The organism is Pseudoalteromonas sp. 1CM17D, assembly GCF_023161805.1.
GTDB lineage: Bacteria > Pseudomonadota > Gammaproteobacteria > Enterobacterales > Alteromonadaceae > Pseudoalteromonas > Pseudoalteromonas atlantica.
Genome location: NZ_JALNTP010000001.1, coordinates 603,846 through 621,139, shown reverse-complemented (window position 1 = coordinate 621,139; position 17,294 = coordinate 603,846). Strand labels below are relative to the sequence as shown.

16 protein-coding genes are annotated in these 17,294 nt (G+C 40.2%); 14 read left to right on the top strand and 2 right to left on the bottom strand.

Features of this window, described 5'->3' with window-relative positions:
• Positions 1 to 66 precede the first annotated feature (66 nt).
• The 4 genes from MSC25_RS02780 (at position 67) to MSC25_RS02765 (ending at position 3,787) form a co-directional block, all read left to right on the top strand.
• On the top strand, positions 67 to 1,284 hold the full coding sequence (locus MSC25_RS02780; protein ID WP_248442494.1) for a lipoprotein-releasing ABC transporter permease subunit: 1,218 nt from the start codon (positions 67 to 69) through the stop codon (positions 1,282 to 1,284).
• The gene (gene lolD, locus MSC25_RS02775; protein WP_029774428.1) at positions 1,277 to 1,975 is read left to right on the top strand and encodes a lipoprotein-releasing ABC transporter ATP-binding protein LolD; all 699 of its coding nucleotides are present in this window, start codon (positions 1,277 to 1,279) and stop codon (positions 1,973 to 1,975) included. Before MSC25_RS02780 ends, lolD begins: the two co-directional genes overlap by 8 nt.
• Positions 1,965 to 3,209 carry a lipoprotein-releasing ABC transporter permease subunit gene (locus tag MSC25_RS02770; RefSeq protein ID WP_248442492.1) on the top strand — a complete coding sequence of 415 codons (1,245 nt, stop codon included), beginning with the start codon at positions 1,965 to 1,967 and terminating at the stop codon, positions 3,207 to 3,209. Before lolD ends, MSC25_RS02770 begins: the two co-directional genes overlap by 11 nt.
• Before the next feature lie 113 nt (positions 3,210 to 3,322).
• Positions 3,323 to 3,787 (top strand): DUF1456 family protein, encoded by a 465-nt coding sequence (locus MSC25_RS02765; RefSeq protein ID WP_054982440.1) that lies wholly within the window; start codon positions 3,323 to 3,325, stop codon positions 3,785 to 3,787.
• A gap of 62 nt (positions 3,788 to 3,849) precedes the next feature.
• Here the strand turns inward: MSC25_RS02765 and MSC25_RS02760 are convergent, their stop codons facing one another.
• Together MSC25_RS02760 and MSC25_RS02755 are read right to left on the bottom strand one after the other, a co-directional pair.
• Positions 3,850 to 5,583, bottom strand: a complete 1,734-nt coding sequence (locus MSC25_RS02760) for an AMP-binding protein (protein WP_248442490.1) — start codon at positions 5,581 to 5,583, stop codon at positions 3,850 to 3,852.
• Between the two features lie 304 nt (positions 5,584 to 5,887).
• Positions 5,888 to 6,334 carry a DUF3010 family protein gene (locus MSC25_RS02755; RefSeq protein ID WP_004587837.1) on the bottom strand — a complete coding sequence of 149 codons (447 nt, stop codon included), beginning with the start codon at positions 6,332 to 6,334 and terminating at the stop codon, positions 5,888 to 5,890.
• Between the two features lie 383 nt (positions 6,335 to 6,717).
• Between MSC25_RS02755 and thrS the strand changes: the two genes are divergently transcribed.
• The 10 genes from thrS to MSC25_RS02705 all read left to right on the top strand — a co-directional run bounded on the left by thrS (position 6,718) and on the right by MSC25_RS02705 (position 17,281).
• Positions 6,718 to 8,628, top strand: a complete 1,911-nt coding sequence (gene thrS / locus MSC25_RS02750) for a threonine--tRNA ligase (RefSeq protein ID WP_004587838.1) — start codon at positions 6,718 to 6,720, stop codon at positions 8,626 to 8,628.
• A gap of 59 nt (positions 8,629 to 8,687) precedes the next feature.
• Positions 8,688 to 9,248: a translation initiation factor IF-3 gene (gene infC, locus MSC25_RS02745; RefSeq protein WP_024034072.1), complete on the top strand. Its 561-nt coding sequence runs from the start codon at positions 8,688 to 8,690 to the stop codon at positions 9,246 to 9,248.
• Positions 9,249 to 9,459: 211 nt separating this feature from the next.
• On the top strand, positions 9,460 to 9,660 hold the full coding sequence (gene rpmI / locus MSC25_RS02740; protein WP_004587840.1) for a 50S ribosomal protein L35: 201 nt from the start codon (positions 9,460 to 9,462) through the stop codon (positions 9,658 to 9,660).
• Between the two features lie 15 nt (positions 9,661 to 9,675).
• Entirely contained in the window at positions 9,676 to 10,038 is a 363-nt protein-coding gene (rplT, locus tag MSC25_RS02735) for a 50S ribosomal protein L20 (RefSeq protein WP_004587841.1), read from the top strand.
• A 421-nt stretch (positions 10,039 to 10,459) separates the two neighbouring features.
• Entirely contained in the window at positions 10,460 to 12,277 is a 1,818-nt protein-coding gene (locus tag MSC25_RS02730) for a M14 family metallopeptidase (protein ID WP_248442488.1), read from the top strand.
• Position 12,278: 1 nt separating this feature from the next.
• On the top strand, positions 12,279 to 12,920 hold the full coding sequence (locus tag MSC25_RS02725) for an MBL fold metallo-hydrolase (protein WP_248442487.1): 642 nt from the start codon (positions 12,279 to 12,281) through the stop codon (positions 12,918 to 12,920).
• A gap of 90 nt (positions 12,921 to 13,010) precedes the next feature.
• Positions 13,011 to 13,469: an Lrp/AsnC family transcriptional regulator gene (locus MSC25_RS02720; RefSeq protein ID WP_002960703.1), complete on the top strand. Its 459-nt coding sequence runs from the start codon at positions 13,011 to 13,013 to the stop codon at positions 13,467 to 13,469.
• Positions 13,470 to 13,598: 129 nt separating this feature from the next.
• The gene (locus tag MSC25_RS02715; protein WP_004587844.1) at positions 13,599 to 15,155 is read left to right on the top strand and encodes a SulP family inorganic anion transporter; all 1,557 of its coding nucleotides are present in this window, start codon (positions 13,599 to 13,601) and stop codon (positions 15,153 to 15,155) included.
• Positions 15,156 to 15,386: 231 nt separating this feature from the next.
• Complete coding sequence (locus tag MSC25_RS02710; RefSeq protein ID WP_024034075.1) at positions 15,387 to 16,460, top strand: histidine kinase; 1,074 nt, start codon at positions 15,387 to 15,389, stop codon at positions 16,458 to 16,460.
• A complete protein-coding gene (locus tag MSC25_RS02705; RefSeq protein ID WP_248442485.1) occupies positions 16,457 to 17,281 on the top strand; it encodes a LytTR family DNA-binding domain-containing protein in 825 nt (274 codons plus the stop codon). Before MSC25_RS02710 ends, MSC25_RS02705 begins: the two co-directional genes overlap by 4 nt.
• The last annotated feature ends 13 nt before the right edge of the window (positions 17,282 to 17,294 follow it).

The window sequence follows — 17,294 nt, the reverse complement described above, 5'->3', positions numbered from 1 at the left end:
ATATTCAATTCATCTTAGTTCGTGCTACTATAGCCGCACACTTTTAGCATAAATGTTTTAAATAATATGTTTCAACCGGTTAGCTTATTTATAGGGCTCAGATATAGCCGCTCCTCCAAAGGAAATGCGTTTATATCGTTTATCTCGTTTTTTTCTATTGCCGGAATAGCCATAGGGCTAATGGCCTTGTTCACTGTAAGCAGTGTAATGAATGGCTTTGAAAACAGTTTAAAAACAAATATGTTAGGGCTCATTCCTCACGTAGAAGTACAAGCCAATAAACACACCAGCGAACAAATGACAGCGTTAAAAGCCGATTTAGAGCGCTCAGATTATGTAGATCACGTAAGCCTTTACCGCCACGGTGAAGCCATTTTGCAAACCAATAAAGATTTACACGGCGTATTACTGCAAGGCTTGTATGGCGATAACGGATCGCTATATAAAATTACTGATAAAGTTGTGCAGGGCAATTGGCAAAACGTTTTAAATAATAGCTACAACATAGCTATTAGCCGTTACTTAAGCCGAAAACTTGGCGTAGGTATGGGAGAAAAACTGCGCGTAATTATGCCTAATGCCTCAACTTACACGCCACTTGGGCGCGTACCTAGTCAGCGTTTATTTAAAATAGCCGCAATATACGAAACCGGCTCAGAGATAGATATGAGCCTTGCATTTACCAGCGGCGCATCTTTACAGCGGGTATTAAAGCTTAACAAAAATACCGCGCCTAACTTAAGTGTGTCGTTACATGAACCCTTTGAATTAGCGCAATTTACAAAGGACAGGCAGCGCATTTTACGCGACTACCAAGTAAGTGACTGGCGCAGTAGCCAAGGTACTTTATTTGCCGCGGTTGCCATGGAAAAACGTATTATGTCTATGTTGTTAGGGCTGATTGTATTAGTGGCTGTATTTAATATTGTTTCGGCACTGACTATGATGGTGAGTGAAAAACAAGGCGAAGTAGCGATATTACAAACCTTAGGTTTAACGCCTTCACAAGTACAAAAAGTGTTTATGGTGCAAGGCTTGTATAACGGGGTGATTGGCACCGCGATAGGGGCACTTTTAGGTGTGTTGTTTAGCTTATATATTAATGAACTACTCGCTGCTGTGGGGCTAAACCTACTAGCAGGTGTAGAGCTTCCGGTAAAATTTGATGTGTTAAGCCTCGTTATTATTGCGCTTAGCAGTATTGCAATGAGCTTTTTAGCCACTTTATATCCTGCGCGCAAAGCCGCAAAAGTAAAACCAGCAGAGGTATTGCGTTATGAATGATTTAGTTATTAGCTGTCAAAACTTAAGTAAAGTTTATCAAGATGGTCAAAATCAAGTAGAAGTATTAAAAGGGGTGGACTTATCTCTTAACCAAGGGGATATGCTGGCTATAGTAGGCAGCTCAGGCTCAGGAAAAAGTACCTTATTGCATATTTTAGGAACCCTGGATACGGCTACATCGGGTAGCGCTAAAATAAAAAATCAAGACGTTGCTAAATTATCGCGAACAGAGCAAGCGGCGTTTAGAAATAAAAACTTGGGCTTTATTTATCAGTTTCACCATTTATTAATGGAATTTAGTGCGGTTGAAAACGTGGCTATGCCGCTACTAATTAAAGGGCTAAACGCAAAAGAGGCGAAAGAGCAAGCCTTGCAAATGCTAGATAAAGTAGGCTTAGCGCATCGCAGTGAGCATAAACCTTCGGCACTGTCTGGTGGAGAGCGCCAGCGTGTTGCTATTGCTCGAGCGCTGGTGACTAAACCCGCATTAGTGTTAGCCGACGAACCTACCGGTAACCTTGATAAGCAAAACGCGATTAAAATTTACGATTTAATTAATGAGCTAAATAAAAGCTTAAATACTAGTTTTGTGGTGGTTACTCACGACTTAGAGCTTGCAGACAAACTAGGTAAAATTGCGTATTTAGATGATGGGAAACTTGCCATTAAAGAGTCGCACCATGTTGCTTAGTTTATTTTTAAGTGAACGCTTTAGAGCCTATTCTGGTCATAAAGACGAAAAAAACGCATTTGTAAGCTTTATTGCCAAAGCCTCTACCGTTGGTATTTTATTAGGGGTGGCGGTGTTAATTGTTGCACTTTCGGTTATTAATGGCTTTGAGCAGCAATTAGTGCATCGTCTATTAAGTGTGGTACCGCAAGTTGAATACGTAGCGCCTAGCCGACCGATTGCTGATTGGCCTAACAAAGTAGAAAAACTTAAAGCAGAGCCTCATGTTACAGGTGCTGCGCCATTTATAGCAGTAAATGGTATGGCGCAATTTAAAAGCCAGCTTAAAGCGGTAGAAATACGCGGCGTTGAACCTAGCTATGAAGGGAATGTATCGGCCATAAATCAATTTACCAAAGGCACACTGGTTAGTCAGCTGCGCACGGATGACGTTATTTTAGGCAAGCAAATTGTAAAGCAATTAGGCGCTAATATAGGCGATAACATTACTTTACTGATTCCTAAAATTAGCGAGCAAGGCAAGTCTCTATTAGCCCCTAAACGCGTAACGTTAACACTTGCGGGCATTATAGAAATGGGTGGGCCAATTGACAGTAGCGCTGCATTTATTCACTTAAATAAAGCACAGTCAGTTTTAGGTTACGACGCCAGCCAAGTAACAGGTTTACGATTGAGCGTAGATGATGTGTTTGCTGCACATCAAATTGCACTGCGAGTAGGGCAAACTATTAGTGATTATGTGTATGTTTCTAGCTGGTTTAGAACGCAAGGTAGCCTGTATCAAGATATTCAAATGGTGCGCACAATTGTGTACATTGTGGTGTTTTTAATTATAGCGGTAGCTAGTTTTAACATTGTATCGTCGCTTGTAATGGAAGTGCGCGAAAAACAAGGCAACATAGCTATTTTAAAAACCATGGGCGCTAAAGACAGTACCATTTTAGCTACCTTTGTCATGCAAGGTTTAACGCAAGCCTTTGTTGGCGTGTTACTTGGCACACTAGTTGGGGTTATATTAGCGCTTAACATTAGTGAGCTGTTTACATGGGTTAGCCAGTTATTTGCAGCTAATCCGCTTGAAGGTGTTTATTTTATTGAGTTTTTACCCAGTAAATTAGTACTCAGTGATATTGGAATAACAGTTATTGTTACCTTTATTTTAGCTGTACTTGCTACTATTTACCCGGCGTGGCAAGCAACTCGAGTCGACCCTGCCAAGGTATTGGGTAATTAACAACTCTTTATAGTGTAAATATCAATAGGGCAGCGTGCCTTAAGCTGCTAAACTGCGCGCTCATTTAACGTGGGCGCTCTAATTTAGCCTCGCTCTCTACTCAGGAAATTACTTTGACAAATAACGATATTTTACGCCGTGTTCGCTATACCTTTAATTTAACCGATACTGCCATGGTCGGTATTTTTGCCGCCGCAGAGGCTACAGTTACCACTGAGCAAGTCGTTGCATGGTTAACAAAAGAGGGTGAGCAAGGGTTTGTTAAAATGTCAGACACTGAGTTTGCTACGTTTTTAAATGGCTTTATTAATACTAAGCGTGGCAAGCGCGAAGGCCCACAGCCGGTGCCAGAGGCTAAGTTAAATAATAATATTATTTTTATGAAGCTACGTATTGCTTTAAACATGAAAGCAGAAGATGTAATAGCAACACTTGCACAGGTTGACTTTGAATTAAGTAAACATGAGCTCAGTGCGTTTTCTCGCAAAGTAGAAAATAAACATTACCGTGTGTGTAACGACCAGGTTTTGCGCTTGTTTTTAACAGGTGTTCAGCAGCAGTATCGCCCTGCAGAGTAAGTAAATTATTTAACGCTAAAAGCTCAGCAATTGCTGAGCTTTTTTGTAATTAATGTTTGCGGTTAAGAAAAGGCCTTATCAGTAAGTGATTGCTGCATTTGCTCTCGCATTTTAAACTTTTGCAGTTTGCCTGTTACTGTCATTGGGTAACTCTCTACAAAGCGAATATAACGGGGCATTTTAAAATAGGCGAGTTTGTCTTTTAAAAATGCACGTATTGCTTGCTCATCAAGTACTGCATCTTCTTTTGGCTGGATCCACGCACACACTTCTTCGCCGTACTTCTCATCACTAATACCAAATATAGCGGCATCTTGAATACCTGGGTAAGTGTAAAGAACCTCTTCAATTTCGCGTGGGTAAATGTTTTCGCCACCTCGAATGATCATGTCTTTAATGCGGCCAACAATACTCACAAACCCTTCGCTGTCCATTACCCCTAAATCACCAGAGTGTAACCAGCCTTCGTCATCTATAGTGGCTTTTGTTTTTTCTTCGTCATTCCAATAGCAGCGCATTATACCGGCGCCCTTACTGCAGACCTCACCAGGTACACCTATTTTTTGAATGTTACCCAGTTCGTCAATAATTTTAACCTCAGTGTGAGCAAGGGCACGGCCAACGGTTGTTACTTGGCGCTCTATTGATGAGTCGGTTTCGGTTATATTATTGATTGGGCTGCACTCAGTTTGCCCGTACGCAATTAATACTTGATGCATGTTCATTTGTGTTTGTACTTTACGCATGACTTGCTCAGGGCACGTTGAGCCCGCCATTACACCGGTGCGTAAAGTGCTGAGGTTATAATTAGTAAAATTAGGCAGCTCTAGTTGGCTAATAAACATAGTAGGCACACCATGCAGCGCGGTGCAGCCCTCTTGCTGGACAACATCAAGCGTGGTTTTTGCATCAAACGCATCGCTTGGATATATAGCTGCGGCGCCTTTACTTACACATAGCAGGCTGCCAAGAACCATCGCAAAACAATGATACAGAGGCACAGGTATGCACAGTTTATCTTGCGCTGTAAAATGCATAGCCTCTGCAACAAATAGCGCATTATTTAGTATGTTTTTATGGGTGAGTGTAGCGCCTTTAGGGTTGCCCGTGGTGCCAGAGGTAAACTGTATGTTTATGTCTTGATCCGCGTTTAAATTTGCTGCAATCGCATTTAATTCAAGCTTGTGGGCTGGGGTGGCAAAATTCATCACATCATCAAACGTAAACATACCAGGGCTTTTTTCATTGCCAATGCGTATTACATTTTTAAGGCTAGGTAGGGCATGTGCATTTAGCTCACCGGGTTCACATTGGGTAAGTTCAGGCGCTAAGCTGTTAAGCATATCTATATAATTACTGCCTTTAAAATGTGACGCAGTAATTAGCGTGCTGCATTCTACCGAGTTCAAAGCATAGGCTAACTCATTTGGTCTGTAGGCAGGGTTAATGCAGACCATAATGGCACCTATTTTGGCGCTCGCAAATTGGGTTAAACACCACTCAATGTTATTAGGTGACCATATTCCTACTCTATCTCCTGGTTTAACGCCTATTGCTAGTAGCCCCATAGCGAGTTGATTAACTTCATTTTGAAATGCTTTATACGTTAAACGTACATTTTGATGGCTAACAACGACAGCGAGCGAATCAGGGTGTTTGTCGACAATAAAGTCAAAGTACTCGCCAATTGTTTTATCCGTGAGCGGCGTGCTTTGCGCCCCTTTAAAATAGCTTTTTGTAAGCGGTAATGTGTTTATTTTTTCTACTTCTTTTACCGAGCGCGATGGTGTGTGCATGTGCTTCTCCGTATTAGTGTGCGTCAGTTACTTATATCAATTCGTGCTGATAAGTCAGTTTTTATTTGCTTAGCTACGAATAGCTGTGTAGCAAAATAAAAAATAGTTAAACGAATTGTTATAGGTTGTAGTTAAAATAAACACAAATTGTCGACAAAGAAAGGGTGGTTAGACTAATGTACTAAGCATAAAGAAAAGTTAAATGAAACGTTTTACAGATGGGCAATAAAAACTAACTTTTATAAAGGCATAAAAAAACGCCACTAAATGGCGTTTTTATAGTTTGTTTTAATCGCTTTGTGACTTATAGCTCGTCACTGCGGTAGGTTTTTTTCATAATGTATACATAGGCATTAACAAAAGCGTTTTCTTGGTACTTTTTAAGGCCTGTGTCTTCAAACGCAATAGGTATAGGGTTGCGTTTAAGCTGCTCTTTAATTTCGGTCGTTGAGAACACGCGAACGTCTAACTCTTCAATTAATTGAATCGCTGTTTCCATTTTAAAGCCCTTTGCACTGCCTGCAAATTTACCTTTAGGTTGGCGCTCACGAATGGCAACAGAATCAATTTGGTAATCTTGCATTAGTTTTGCAAAATCAAATTGAAATTTACGCATTATTTCAGTGTCGTTACCGTTACCTAAGGTAAAGCGTGTTTGGCGCACATCGCGAATATCAAATACGTCGTTATCTTTACTTAAAATACAAAGTAGTACATCACTACCGGTAATTTCTACACCACATGTTCTCATTGCTGTTCTCTAATATAACTTAATTGCTTGGTATTATACCCAACATCTAATAAATTGCGAGAGCAAGGCGGTGCAGGTGCATTTTAATAATCAATAAACTCAAGTTGTCACATGCTTAATTTAAATTAGCGAGCGAAAAACAAAAAAATGACAATTTTAGGTGAAATTTCAAGTAATGAGCGCGCTTTAAACTTGTAATTGATACTCTATCACGCGACAATATCTTTTTTGTAGTTGAGCAGACTCAGCATCTACATTAGTCATGTATGGCGAAAAATAGTCAATGCTTATTCGTAAAAGCGTTGTCGAGTCATTCTCATTTAATTTATTTAAAAATACACGTGATACATTGTAGGTGTCACCACTGTATGTAAGGATTTATAATGCCAGTTATTACTCTTCCTGACGGCAGTCAGCGTAGTTTTGAAAACCCTGTAAGTACTCTTGATGTAGCTAACGACATTGGCCCAGGCCTTGCTAAAGCAACCATTGCTGGTCGCGTTAATGGCGAGCGTGTTGATGCGTGCGATATGATCAACGAAGATTCGCGTCTTGAGATCATCACCGCAAAAGATGACGACGGCCTAGAGATTATTCGTCACTCATGTGCTCACTTAATCGGTCACGCAGTTAAGCAGCTTTTCCCAGACGCTAAAATGGCTATTGGTCCAACTATTGATAACGGTTTTTACTACGATATTGATATGGAACACTCTTTGTCTCAAGAAGACTTAGACGCCATTGAAAAGCGTATGTTGCAACTTGCAAAAACAAACTACGACGTAGTGAAAAAAAATGTAAGCTGGCAAGAAGCACGCGATACGTTTGAAGCGCGTGGCGAAACATATAAAATGGAAATTTTGGACGAAAACATCGCAAAAGATGATCGCCCAGGATTATACCACCACGAAGAATACGTAGACATGTGTCGTGGCCCGCACGTACCAAACATGAAATTCTGCCAAAACTTCAAAATAATGAAAGTAGCTGGCGCTTATTGGCGTGGCGACTCTGAAAACAAAATGCTACAGCGTATTTACGGCACAGCGTGGGGCGATAAAAAGCAACTTAAAGCGTACCTTAAACGCTTAGAAGAGGCTGAAAAACGCGATCACCGCCGTATTGGTAAAGCGCTTGATTTATGGCACTGGCAAGAAGAAGCGCCAGGTATGGTATTTTGGCACAACGATGGTTGGAGCATTTACCGCGAGCTTGAAGAATTTGTTCGTGAAAAACTGCGTGAGTACAGCTACGAAGAAGTTAAAGGTCCAATGATGATGGACCGCTCTTTGTGGGAAAAATCAGGTCACTGGGAAAAATACTCAGACGCCATGTTTACCACAGAGTCAGAAAAACGTGAATACGCTATAAAACCAATGAACTGCCCAGGTCACGTGCAAATTTTTAACCAAGGTTTAAAATCGTACCGTGATTTACCACTGCGTATGGCCGAGTTTGGTTGTTGTCACCGTAACGAACCATCAGGCGCTTTACACGGCTTAATGCGTGTACGTGGCTTTACACAAGATGATGCTCACGTGTTCTGTACAGAAGAGCAAGTAATGGACGAAGTTTCAGCGTGTATTAAGATGGTTTATGATACATATGAGACATTCGGTTTTGACAAAATTGTAGTTAAGCTTTCTACGCGTCCTGAAAAACGCATCGGCGACGATGAAATTTGGGACAAAGCAGAGGTTGCATTAGCCGATGCACTTAAAGCAAACGACATTGAATTTGATTACCTACCAGGTGAAGGTGCCTTTTACGGACCTAAAATTGAATTTACTTTGTACGATTGTTTAGACAGAGCGTGGCAATGTGGTACAGTGCAACTCGACTTTGCATTACCGGGTCGTTTAGGCGCTACTTATGTAGCAGAAAATAACGAACGACGCACTCCAGTTATGATACACCGTGCTATTTTAGGCTCAATTGAGCGCTTTATTGGTATTTTAACTGAAGAATACGCTGGTTTATTCCCTACGTGGCTTGCTCCAAAGCAAGTGGTAATTATGAACATTACCGATAAACAAGCAGATTACGTGCACGAAATTGTACAAAAATTAAATAAACTTGGAATTAGAGCCGCTGCTGACTTGAGAAATGAGAAGATTGGCTTTAAAATCCGAGAACATACACTTAAGCGTATTCCTTACTTACTCGTTGTCGGCGATAAAGAAGTTGAACAACAGGAAGTAGCAGTACGTACCCGCACAGGTGAAGACCTAGGCAAATTTAATGTTGATGATTTTGTAGCTAAAATTAGCGAAGAAATTAAAAATCGACAGTAAAAATCGAGCGTGTAGGGCAATCACAAACAGCCAACTACACGCTTATATTATTGATATTCTTGGAGGAACGTACCATTAGAGGCGGCAAGAAAGGGCAACAAACAGCTCAAAAAAATCGTATTAACGAAGAAATTACAGCTCAAGAAGTTCGTTTAATCGACATCGAAGGCGAACAAGCCGGAATTCAGTCATTAAAAGACGCACAAGCTATGGCTGATGCAGCGGGTGTTGATCTTGTAGAGATTAGCCCAAACGCTGAGCCGCCTGTTTGTAAGGTTATGGACTACGGTAAGTTCATCTTTGAAAAAAGCAAAGAACTAAAAGAGCAGAAGAAGAAGCAAAAGCAAATCCAGATTAAAGAAATCAAATTCCGTCCTGGCACGGATGAAGGTGACTATCAGGTTAAGCTGCGCAACTTACGTAAGTTCTTAGAAGCTGGCGATAAAGCTAAGATTACTATCCGCTTCCGTGGCCGCGAAATGGCTCACCAAGAAATTGGTATCGAATTATTAAACCGTGTTAAGGCTGATTTAGAAGAACTTGCAGTAGTTGAGTCTTTCCCAAATCGTGTTGAAGGCCGCCAAATGGTTATGATGATGGCGCCTGTTGCTAAAAAATAATTTTTAAGCGATAATGCGCACCGAATTTAGCGCAGGTACCCAAGTAATATGCAAATATTCACCTGTGCTAACCGGTTTTAAAGTAAAATTGCGGCATTTTTGCTGGGTTTTCACCGGAATATGGCAGTAAGTTAGGCCTAAAAGTGGAGCTATAGAAATATATCTCACGCCTGCTTACTAATTTTTAAGCAATACATTTGGAGTTATTGCAATGGCTTATAAGCTAAAAAGTCACAGAGGCGCTGCTAAGCGTTTCAAGAAAACTGCTTCTGGCGGTTTCAAGCGTAAACAAGCGCATCTTCGTCACATTCTGACTAAGAAAACTTCTAAGCGTAAGTTACACCTACGTCCTAAGATGATGGTTCATAAAAATGACCATGGTCTAGTTTCACGTATGTTACCATTCGCTTAATAGGGGTTTTTAGAAATGGCAAGAGTTAAACGCGGCGTTGTCGCACGTGCACGTCACAAAAAAGTTTTAAAGCAAGCTAAAGGTTACTACGGAGCACGTTCACGTGTTTACCGCGTAGCTTTCCAGGCAGTTACTAAAGCGGGTCAATACGCTTACCGTGACCGTCGTGCTAAGAAACGTACTTTCCGTCAATTATGGATTGCACGTATCAATGCTGCTTCACGTCAAAATGGTCTGTCTTACAGCCGTTTTATCAATGGTCTTAAAAAGACTTCTGTAGAAATCGATCGTAAGATCCTTGCAGATATCGCTGTTTACGACCAAGTTGCATTTGCAGCGCTTGTTGAAAAAGCAAAAGAAGGCCTAGCGGCAGCTTAAGCTTTTTTAAATAAGTAATAAAGAGGAGCCCTAGGCTCCTTTTTTTGTGCCTGTAATTTAAGACTCGCTTAATAATATCCCCCCGCAATAATACTTTATTATTTTGTGGGGCTAAATGTGTCGTTATCTGCGTTATAAAACTCTCATTAAGAACTACTAAATAGCGAATTTTCCCTAGCTATTAACACGTTTATCCATTCTAAAATAGATCGCTTAATTAAGCGGATTGGTATAAACAACGAATTGTTTGCTAAGCTATTGACACTTTTCCCTAGCCTTAAAATTAACTACTTTAATAATCACTTTATTAAGTGCAAGGATATAAACGGGCTTTCTTTTTTGTTGAATCACCGCACTTTTATAATATCGCTATGTTTACTTGGTATAATTTATTTTATTAAAGCGTTTGTTAGAGAAAACTATGTTTGCAAGCCTGTTATTTTTATCTGCAATTGTGGCAGATAACAGTCATTTACCGCCTCTTATTCCTTGGCAAGGTGATAGCGTTTCGTTATTACAGCAGCAAGGGCCGTTAACCACTGATTTTGAGTTATCTCAGGGCAAAGCCTCGCCAAACTATGCCGATACTATGGCGTTTGTAGATAGGCTTGTAGCGGCAAACCCCACGCAGTTTCAGTCTCAAATAATAGGCTACAGTAATAGTAATCGTGCTATTAAAATGGTGGTTGCCAGTGAACAAGGTTTTTTTGAAGCGGGGCAAATGGCCAACAGCACTAAGCCAACCGTTTTTATCCAAGCCGGTATTCATGCAGGTGAGATAGATGGTAAAGACGCCATGTTTATGTTGCTGCGCGATATTGCAACAGGTAAGCGCCGTGATATTTTAAAAAAGGTAAACATACTTTTTATTCCTATTTTAAACGTAGATGGGCATGAACGCAGCAGCGCATTTAATCGCATAAATCAGCGCGGCCCTAAAAAAATGGGCTTTAGAACCAATGCAAATAATCTAAACCTTAATCGCGATTTCACTAAATTAGATACACCAGAGGTGAGAAGTGTTTTAAAGGTTATTAATGATTACAACCCAAACTTATACATTGATGTGCATGTTACCGATGGCGCCGATTATCAGTACGATGTGACCTATGGTTATAACCCTGTATTTGCAAGCGAATCGCCTGCTATATCTGATGCGTTAGATCAGTATATAAAGCCGGTTATTGACGAAACATTACAAAAGCAAGGGCATATACCTGGGCCATTGGTATTTGTTATGGATAAACGCGACTTTAAAAAAGGCCTTGCAGGTTGGGTGGCTACACCGCGTTTTTCAAACGGGTGGGGGGATTTAAAATCATTACCAACAATTTTAGTCGAAAACCATTCTTTAAAACCTTATCAACAACGCGTATTAGGCACCTATGTATTTTTAGATGGGGCAATAAACGCGCTTTCTCAGTACAGTCATGAGCTTTCGAACGCCGTTAAAAAAGAGCAAGAATTTGTACCTGAGAAACTAATTGTTAAACGAGGTTATGCTAAACAAGCAGACACAATCAGTGAGTTTAAAGGGGTCGAATACACATCAAGTGTAAGTGCGCTTTCGGGGCAAACTGAGGTTAAATATTTAGGTAAAGCCTATACCTACACTGACTTACCGATTTATTGGCAAAAAGAGGTTGAACGAGTTGTTGATGTGCCCCAAGCGTTTTTTGTTCCGCCTGTATATAGCGATATAATAGAAAAGCTTAAGTTACATGGGGTGTCAGTAAACAAACTTAAAGGCGCGAATACGCAACCTTTAAAGCTTGCCAAAATACTTGATTACTCGTTTGATAAAGCCCCATTTGAAGGGCGCTTTAGAGTCTCTGCAAGTTTTGATTATGTACCAGCAATAAATGTAGATTTAGACGGATGGTATCAAGTAAATACGCAGCAAAAAGCAGGTGAGTTAGCGGTTCATTTATTACACCCAGAGGCTCCTGATTCATTTTTTGCGTGGGGTGAGTTTAATACAATTTTTCAACGAACAGAGTACATGGAAAACTACGCGTTAATCCCTTACGCAAGGAAAATGCTTAAAGACAACCCAAAACTTGCTCTCGAGTTTGATAAAAAACTTCAAGATAAAGCATTTGCGCAAGATGCCAATGCACGTTTGCACTGGTTATATTCACACACGCCATTTTATGACGAAGCGTATTTGAAATACCCAATTTTAATGTCGTATGAGCAAGTAGCCGTTATTCCCGATCAAAAAGATAAAGAAATTTAATATGCACGTTATTACGATACCCGTGACTACTTTTTCTCAAAATTGCAGAATTATTAGCTGTACAGAAACAAAGCAAGCTGTGGTGATAGACCCAGGTGGTGACGCACAAAAAATTATAGCCACGCTTAGTGAGCACAAATTAGTACTGAGCGCTATTTGGCTTACACACGGGCATTTAGACCACGTAGGTGCGGCAGATGAATTACGCTCACACTACAATGTGCAAATTATTGGCCCGCAAAAAGATGAGTCATTTTGGTTTGATAACCTGCCTATGCAAGCACAAATGTTTGGTTTTTCAGCTATTGATGCTTTTTACCCTGATATTTGGCTTAATCATAATGATGTATTAACGCTTGGCAAACTTAGCTTTAGTGTTAAGCATTGCCCCGGGCACACACCGGGTCATATTGTGTTTTATGAGCCTGATCAGCAATGCGTTATTGTTGGCGATGTTATTTTTAAAGGTGCTGTAGGGCGTACAGATTTCCCTAAAGGCAATACTGAGCAGCTCATTGAGTCTATTAAAAGCCATATTTTAACACTTGATGACAACACGCGTATTTTAGCTGGCCATGGTGAAGATACCACTGTAGGCCATGAAAAACGCACTAATCCATTTGTAAGTGGCCAATTTGGTTAATTAAAATCCATGAAAATGCAAAATTATTGCAGACGGAATTTTAAATTGGCTGTATAATTTAACCAGTTTATTAGATAAATAAGAAATAAAATGTCTCTAAATCACGTAGATCGCCAAATTTTGGCACTTTTACAACAGGACGCAAGTCTTTCAACTGCTGAAATTGCAGACAAAGTAGGCTTATCTCAATCACCTTGTTGGCGACGCATTGCAAAGCTTGAACAAGATGGCTATATCAAAAGTAAAGTTGCGCTTTTAGATGAGAAAAAGCTTGGTTTTGACATGCTTGTATACGCACATGTGCGCTTATCAAATCATGGCAAGAAAAACTTAGCTGAATTTGAAAAGCTAATCATGAGCTATGACGAAGTGACAGAATGTTACACAATGGCCGGCACCATGGATTTTATGCTGCGTATAATCTCACAAGGTATAGAAGGCTATGAGCACTTTGTACGTGACAATTTACTCAGCTTAGAATACGTTCAAGAGGTACACTCTAACGTAACCATGACATGTGTAAAACGCAGTACATCTCTTCCTCTATAAAATAAACGACACAAAGTTAAGCTATACTAAGAAAGCTAATAACGGTGTGTGCGAATTGTTAAATGAGCGCTAATTTGGTAACATTTAGCGCTTTTTCGATCCTAACCTAATAACCCCCTGAGGAACTCAATGTTTAACTTACTCAGCAAAGCGCCTAGCTCTGCTAAAAACGATATTTTATCTGGCTTAACTGTAGCACTTGCTTTAGTTCCAGAAGCTGTTGCGTTTGCTTTTGTTGCAAATGTCGAACCTTTAGTTGGTCTCTACGCCGCGTTTATCGTTGGTTTAATTACGGCTATTTTTGGTGGTCGCCCTGGTATGATTTCGGGCGCAACCGGTGCATTAGCTGTTGTAATGGTAAGTTTGGTACTTGATCACGGTGTTGAGTATTTATTTGCCACGGTGTTGCTGATGGGAATACTGCAAATACTCGCGGGGATATTTAAGCTCGGTAAGTTTATTCGCATGGTCCCCCACCCAGTTATGCTCGGCTTTGTAAATGGATTAGCGATAGTAATATTTCTAGCGCAACTTGGGCAGTTTAAAGTGCCAGATGGCGCAGGCGGCCAGCAATGGATGACGGGCAACCCGCTTTACATCATGTTAGGTTTAGTTGCATTAACCATGGCTATCATTCACTTTTTACCTAAGCTCACCACTGCAGTGCCTTCTTCTTTAGTGGCTATTGTAACGGTAACCGCGTTAGTAATAGGCCTTGATTTAGACTCGCGCACTGTACTTGATTTCCTAAAAGGGATGACAGGTAATGAAGCGGCTACCATTGCTGGCGGCTTACCTGAATTTCACATTCCTATGGTTCCATTTACCCTGGAAACTTTTTATATAATTTTTCCGTATGCATTAATTTTAGCGGCTATTGGTTTAATTGAGTCGTTATTAACGCTTAGCTTGATTGATGAAATTACCGAAACCCGTGGTCACTCAAATAAAGAGTGTATTGGCCAAGGTGCTGCTAATGTAACCTGTGGATTTTTTGGCGCAATGGGTGGCTGTGCCATGATTGGGCAATCAATGATCAACATTAATTCGGGCGGGCGCTCGCGCTTGTCGGGTATAAGTGCTGCACTAATGCTGCTTGCATTTATTATATTTGCTTCAAGTTTAATTGAAATGATCCCACTGGCTGCGCTTGTAGGTGTTATGTTTATGGTTGTACTTGGTACGTTTGAATGGGCAAGCTTTAAAATGATGAAGCGCGTACCACTGTCTGATGCCTTTGTAATTGTATTGGTATCTGGCGTAACCGTAGTAACCGATTTAGCGATTGCCGTGTGTGTTGGTGTTATTGTTTCTGCCTTGGTATTTGCTTGGAATCATGCAAAACATATCTACACAACTAATTACATTGATGAGCAAGGTGCTAAAGTTTACGAGCTTCACGGCCCGCTATTTTTTGGCTCAGTTAAAAACTTTTCTGAGTTATTCGATGTTAAAAACGACCCTAAAGATGTAATTATTGAATTTGAACACAGCCGTGTTGCGGATCACAGTGCCATAGAAGCCATCGACAGCTTAGCTGATAAGTACACTAAAGCAGGTAAACAGCTTCACTTACGTCATTTAAGTAAAGACTGTAAGCAGCTGTTACACAAAGCGCGTGACTTAGTTGAGGTAAACGTAATTGAAGACCCAACTTATAAAGTAGCCTCTGATAAACTTGCCTAGTATATAAGGTGGCTTTGCCAATACGAGCTGATTGAATCGGCATTTTAAAAGCGAAAGGTGTTAAAGCCTTTCGCTTTTTTATTGGCTTAACTTTGCGGTAAGGCTCTTAAAAATTAAGACAGTTGGTACTGCTAACACTTTGTAATAATCGATATAATAACCAAACCAGTGGTTAAATTAGCTAACGTAATTTTAACTTATTGGCTAACTTATACGGAGTTGTATTTTATTTTGAATTGGCAATCTTTAGTTGATAACAGGCAACGCTTTTTTTGGCTATTGCAAATTGCGGGCTGGATTGGTTATGCGCTTGTAAATTATATCGGCTCTAAAGTATTTGAAATGCGTGATATTTACGTGTTTGTTATATTATTAAATGCCTATGCGGGCTGTTTAATGACAGTCCCACTTCGTTATATTTATCGAAAAACCTGGAATGCATCGCCGTGGATATTAATGGTGGTTGTATTTGGTGCCTCGTACATTACAGGTACGTTGTGGGCAATTGTACAAAAATTTAATTTATGGGAAATATACCGCCATGGTTATCGCCCAGAAGATTGGTTTTACTATTTACAGCATGGCTTAGACTCTGTTTACATAATTTTATGTTGGAGTGGCTTATACTTTGGCATAAAGTATTACCAGCTATTACAAAGTGAGCGACAAAAAGCGCTTAAAGCAACTACAATGGCCCATGAAGCGCAATTAAAAATGCTCAGATATCAACTTAATCCGCATTTTTTATTTAATACGCTTAATGCTATTTCTACATTAGTTTTGGTAAAAGAAAACAAAGATGCTAACTTAATGGTGGCAAGGTTAAGCGACTTTTTGCGTTATACACTAAATACCGATCCCATTAAAAAAGTGCCTTTAGAGCAAGAGCTACACGCATTAATGCTGTATTTAGAAATAGAGCGGGTTAGATTTGATGAGCGCTTAAAAGTAAATGTAGATGTAAGCGAGCAAGCAAAAGAGGCACTTGTGCCAAGCTTAATTTTGCAACCGATAATTGAGAACGCAATTAAATATGCCATTGCGCATATGTCACAAGGCGGTGTGATAGACATAAAAGCACAGGTTTTTGCCAACGAGCTATTACTTGAAGTAGGTGATAATGGCCCCGGTACCGAGCTAATAGACGGACAACTTGTAAATGCACAAGGGGTAGGGGTGGCAAATACCAAAGACAGATTAAAAACGCTCTATGAAAATAATTATTCGTTTGTATTATCACATAATACGCCAAGTGGATTGAAAGTTAATCTGCGAGTACCGTTTGAGAAGGCTGTGAAGAAATGACTAAAATTAAAACCATCATTGTTGATGATGAACCATTAGCAAGAAAGGGCTTAGCAGTAAGACTTGAAGAATATACTGATATAGAAGTAATTAAACTGTGTAGTTCAGGCTCTGAAGCAATAGCAGCATGTAAAGAGCACCCTATAGACTTAGTTTTTTTAGATATACAAATGCCAGGAATGAATGGCTTTGAAGTTGCCCGTGCCTTAAGCGAAAGCACTAAAGCGTTACCCGCGATTGTGTTTGTTACTGCATTTGATCAATTTGCAGTAAAGGCATTTGAAATACATGCTTTGGATTACATTTTAAAACCCGTTGACGATAACAGACTAAAACAGGCGGTAGAAAAAGTGCATAGTTACTTAAAAACACAGCAAGACAACGCCCATAAGAAAAAACTAGCGAGTTTTGTTGCCGGTATTACAGGTAATAACTGTGAAGAAATACTTAAAAAATTAGCCACAGGCGATACCCTAACCGACAAACGTTACCCAGAATCACTGGCGGTAAAAGAGCAGGGTGAAATTATTCGTGTCCCGGTTGCGACAATTCAGTGGGTTGATGCCGCCGGCGATTATATGTGTTTACATTGCCAAGATGGGCAAACACATATTTTGCGCAAAACAATGAAAGAGCTTGAGCAAGAGCTCGACCCACATTTGTTTGTGCGCGTTCACCGCAGTGCAATTGTAAATACAAAACAAATAAGCAAGCTGGTTACACAAGTAAGCGGTGAGTATTTATTAGTGCTTGAAAACGGACAAGAGCTTAAAGTAAGCCGAAGCTACCGCGATAAAGTAAAAGCAGCGCTAGCCAGCTAGTTTGGTATTTTAC

What these genes read in the sequence shown, in the direction of transcription:
- MSC25_RS02725 (WP_248442487.1), top strand. Translation starts at nt 12,279, where the DNA reads ATGCACGTTATTACGATACCCGTGACTACTTTTTCTCAAAATTGCAGA.
- MSC25_RS02755 (WP_004587837.1), bottom strand. Translation starts at nt 6,334, where the DNA reads ATGAGAACATGTGGTGTAGAAATTACCGGTAGTGATGTACTACTTTGT.
- lolD (WP_029774428.1), top strand. Translation starts at nt 1,277, where the DNA reads ATGAATGATTTAGTTATTAGCTGTCAAAACTTAAGTAAAGTTTATCAA.
- MSC25_RS02780 (WP_248442494.1), top strand. Translation starts at nt 67, where the DNA reads ATGTTTCAACCGGTTAGCTTATTTATAGGGCTCAGATATAGCCGCTCC.
- MSC25_RS02705 (WP_248442485.1), top strand. Translation starts at nt 16,457, where the DNA reads ATGACTAAAATTAAAACCATCATTGTTGATGATGAACCATTAGCAAGA.
- MSC25_RS02770 (WP_248442492.1), top strand. Translation starts at nt 1,965, where the DNA reads ATGTTGCTTAGTTTATTTTTAAGTGAACGCTTTAGAGCCTATTCTGGT.
- rpmI (WP_004587840.1), top strand. Translation starts at nt 9,460, where the DNA reads ATGGCTTATAAGCTAAAAAGTCACAGAGGCGCTGCTAAGCGTTTCAAG.
- MSC25_RS02720 (WP_002960703.1), top strand. Translation starts at nt 13,011, where the DNA reads ATGTCTCTAAATCACGTAGATCGCCAAATTTTGGCACTTTTACAACAG.
- MSC25_RS02760 (WP_248442490.1), bottom strand. Translation starts at nt 5,583, where the DNA reads ATGCACACACCATCGCGCTCGGTAAAAGAAGTAGAAAAAATAAACACA.
- MSC25_RS02715 (WP_004587844.1), top strand. Translation starts at nt 13,599, where the DNA reads ATGTTTAACTTACTCAGCAAAGCGCCTAGCTCTGCTAAAAACGATATT.
- rplT (WP_004587841.1), top strand. Translation starts at nt 9,676, where the DNA reads ATGGCAAGAGTTAAACGCGGCGTTGTCGCACGTGCACGTCACAAAAAA.
- thrS (WP_004587838.1), top strand. Translation starts at nt 6,718, where the DNA reads ATGCCAGTTATTACTCTTCCTGACGGCAGTCAGCGTAGTTTTGAAAAC.
- MSC25_RS02730 (WP_248442488.1), top strand. Translation starts at nt 10,460, where the DNA reads ATGTTTGCAAGCCTGTTATTTTTATCTGCAATTGTGGCAGATAACAGT.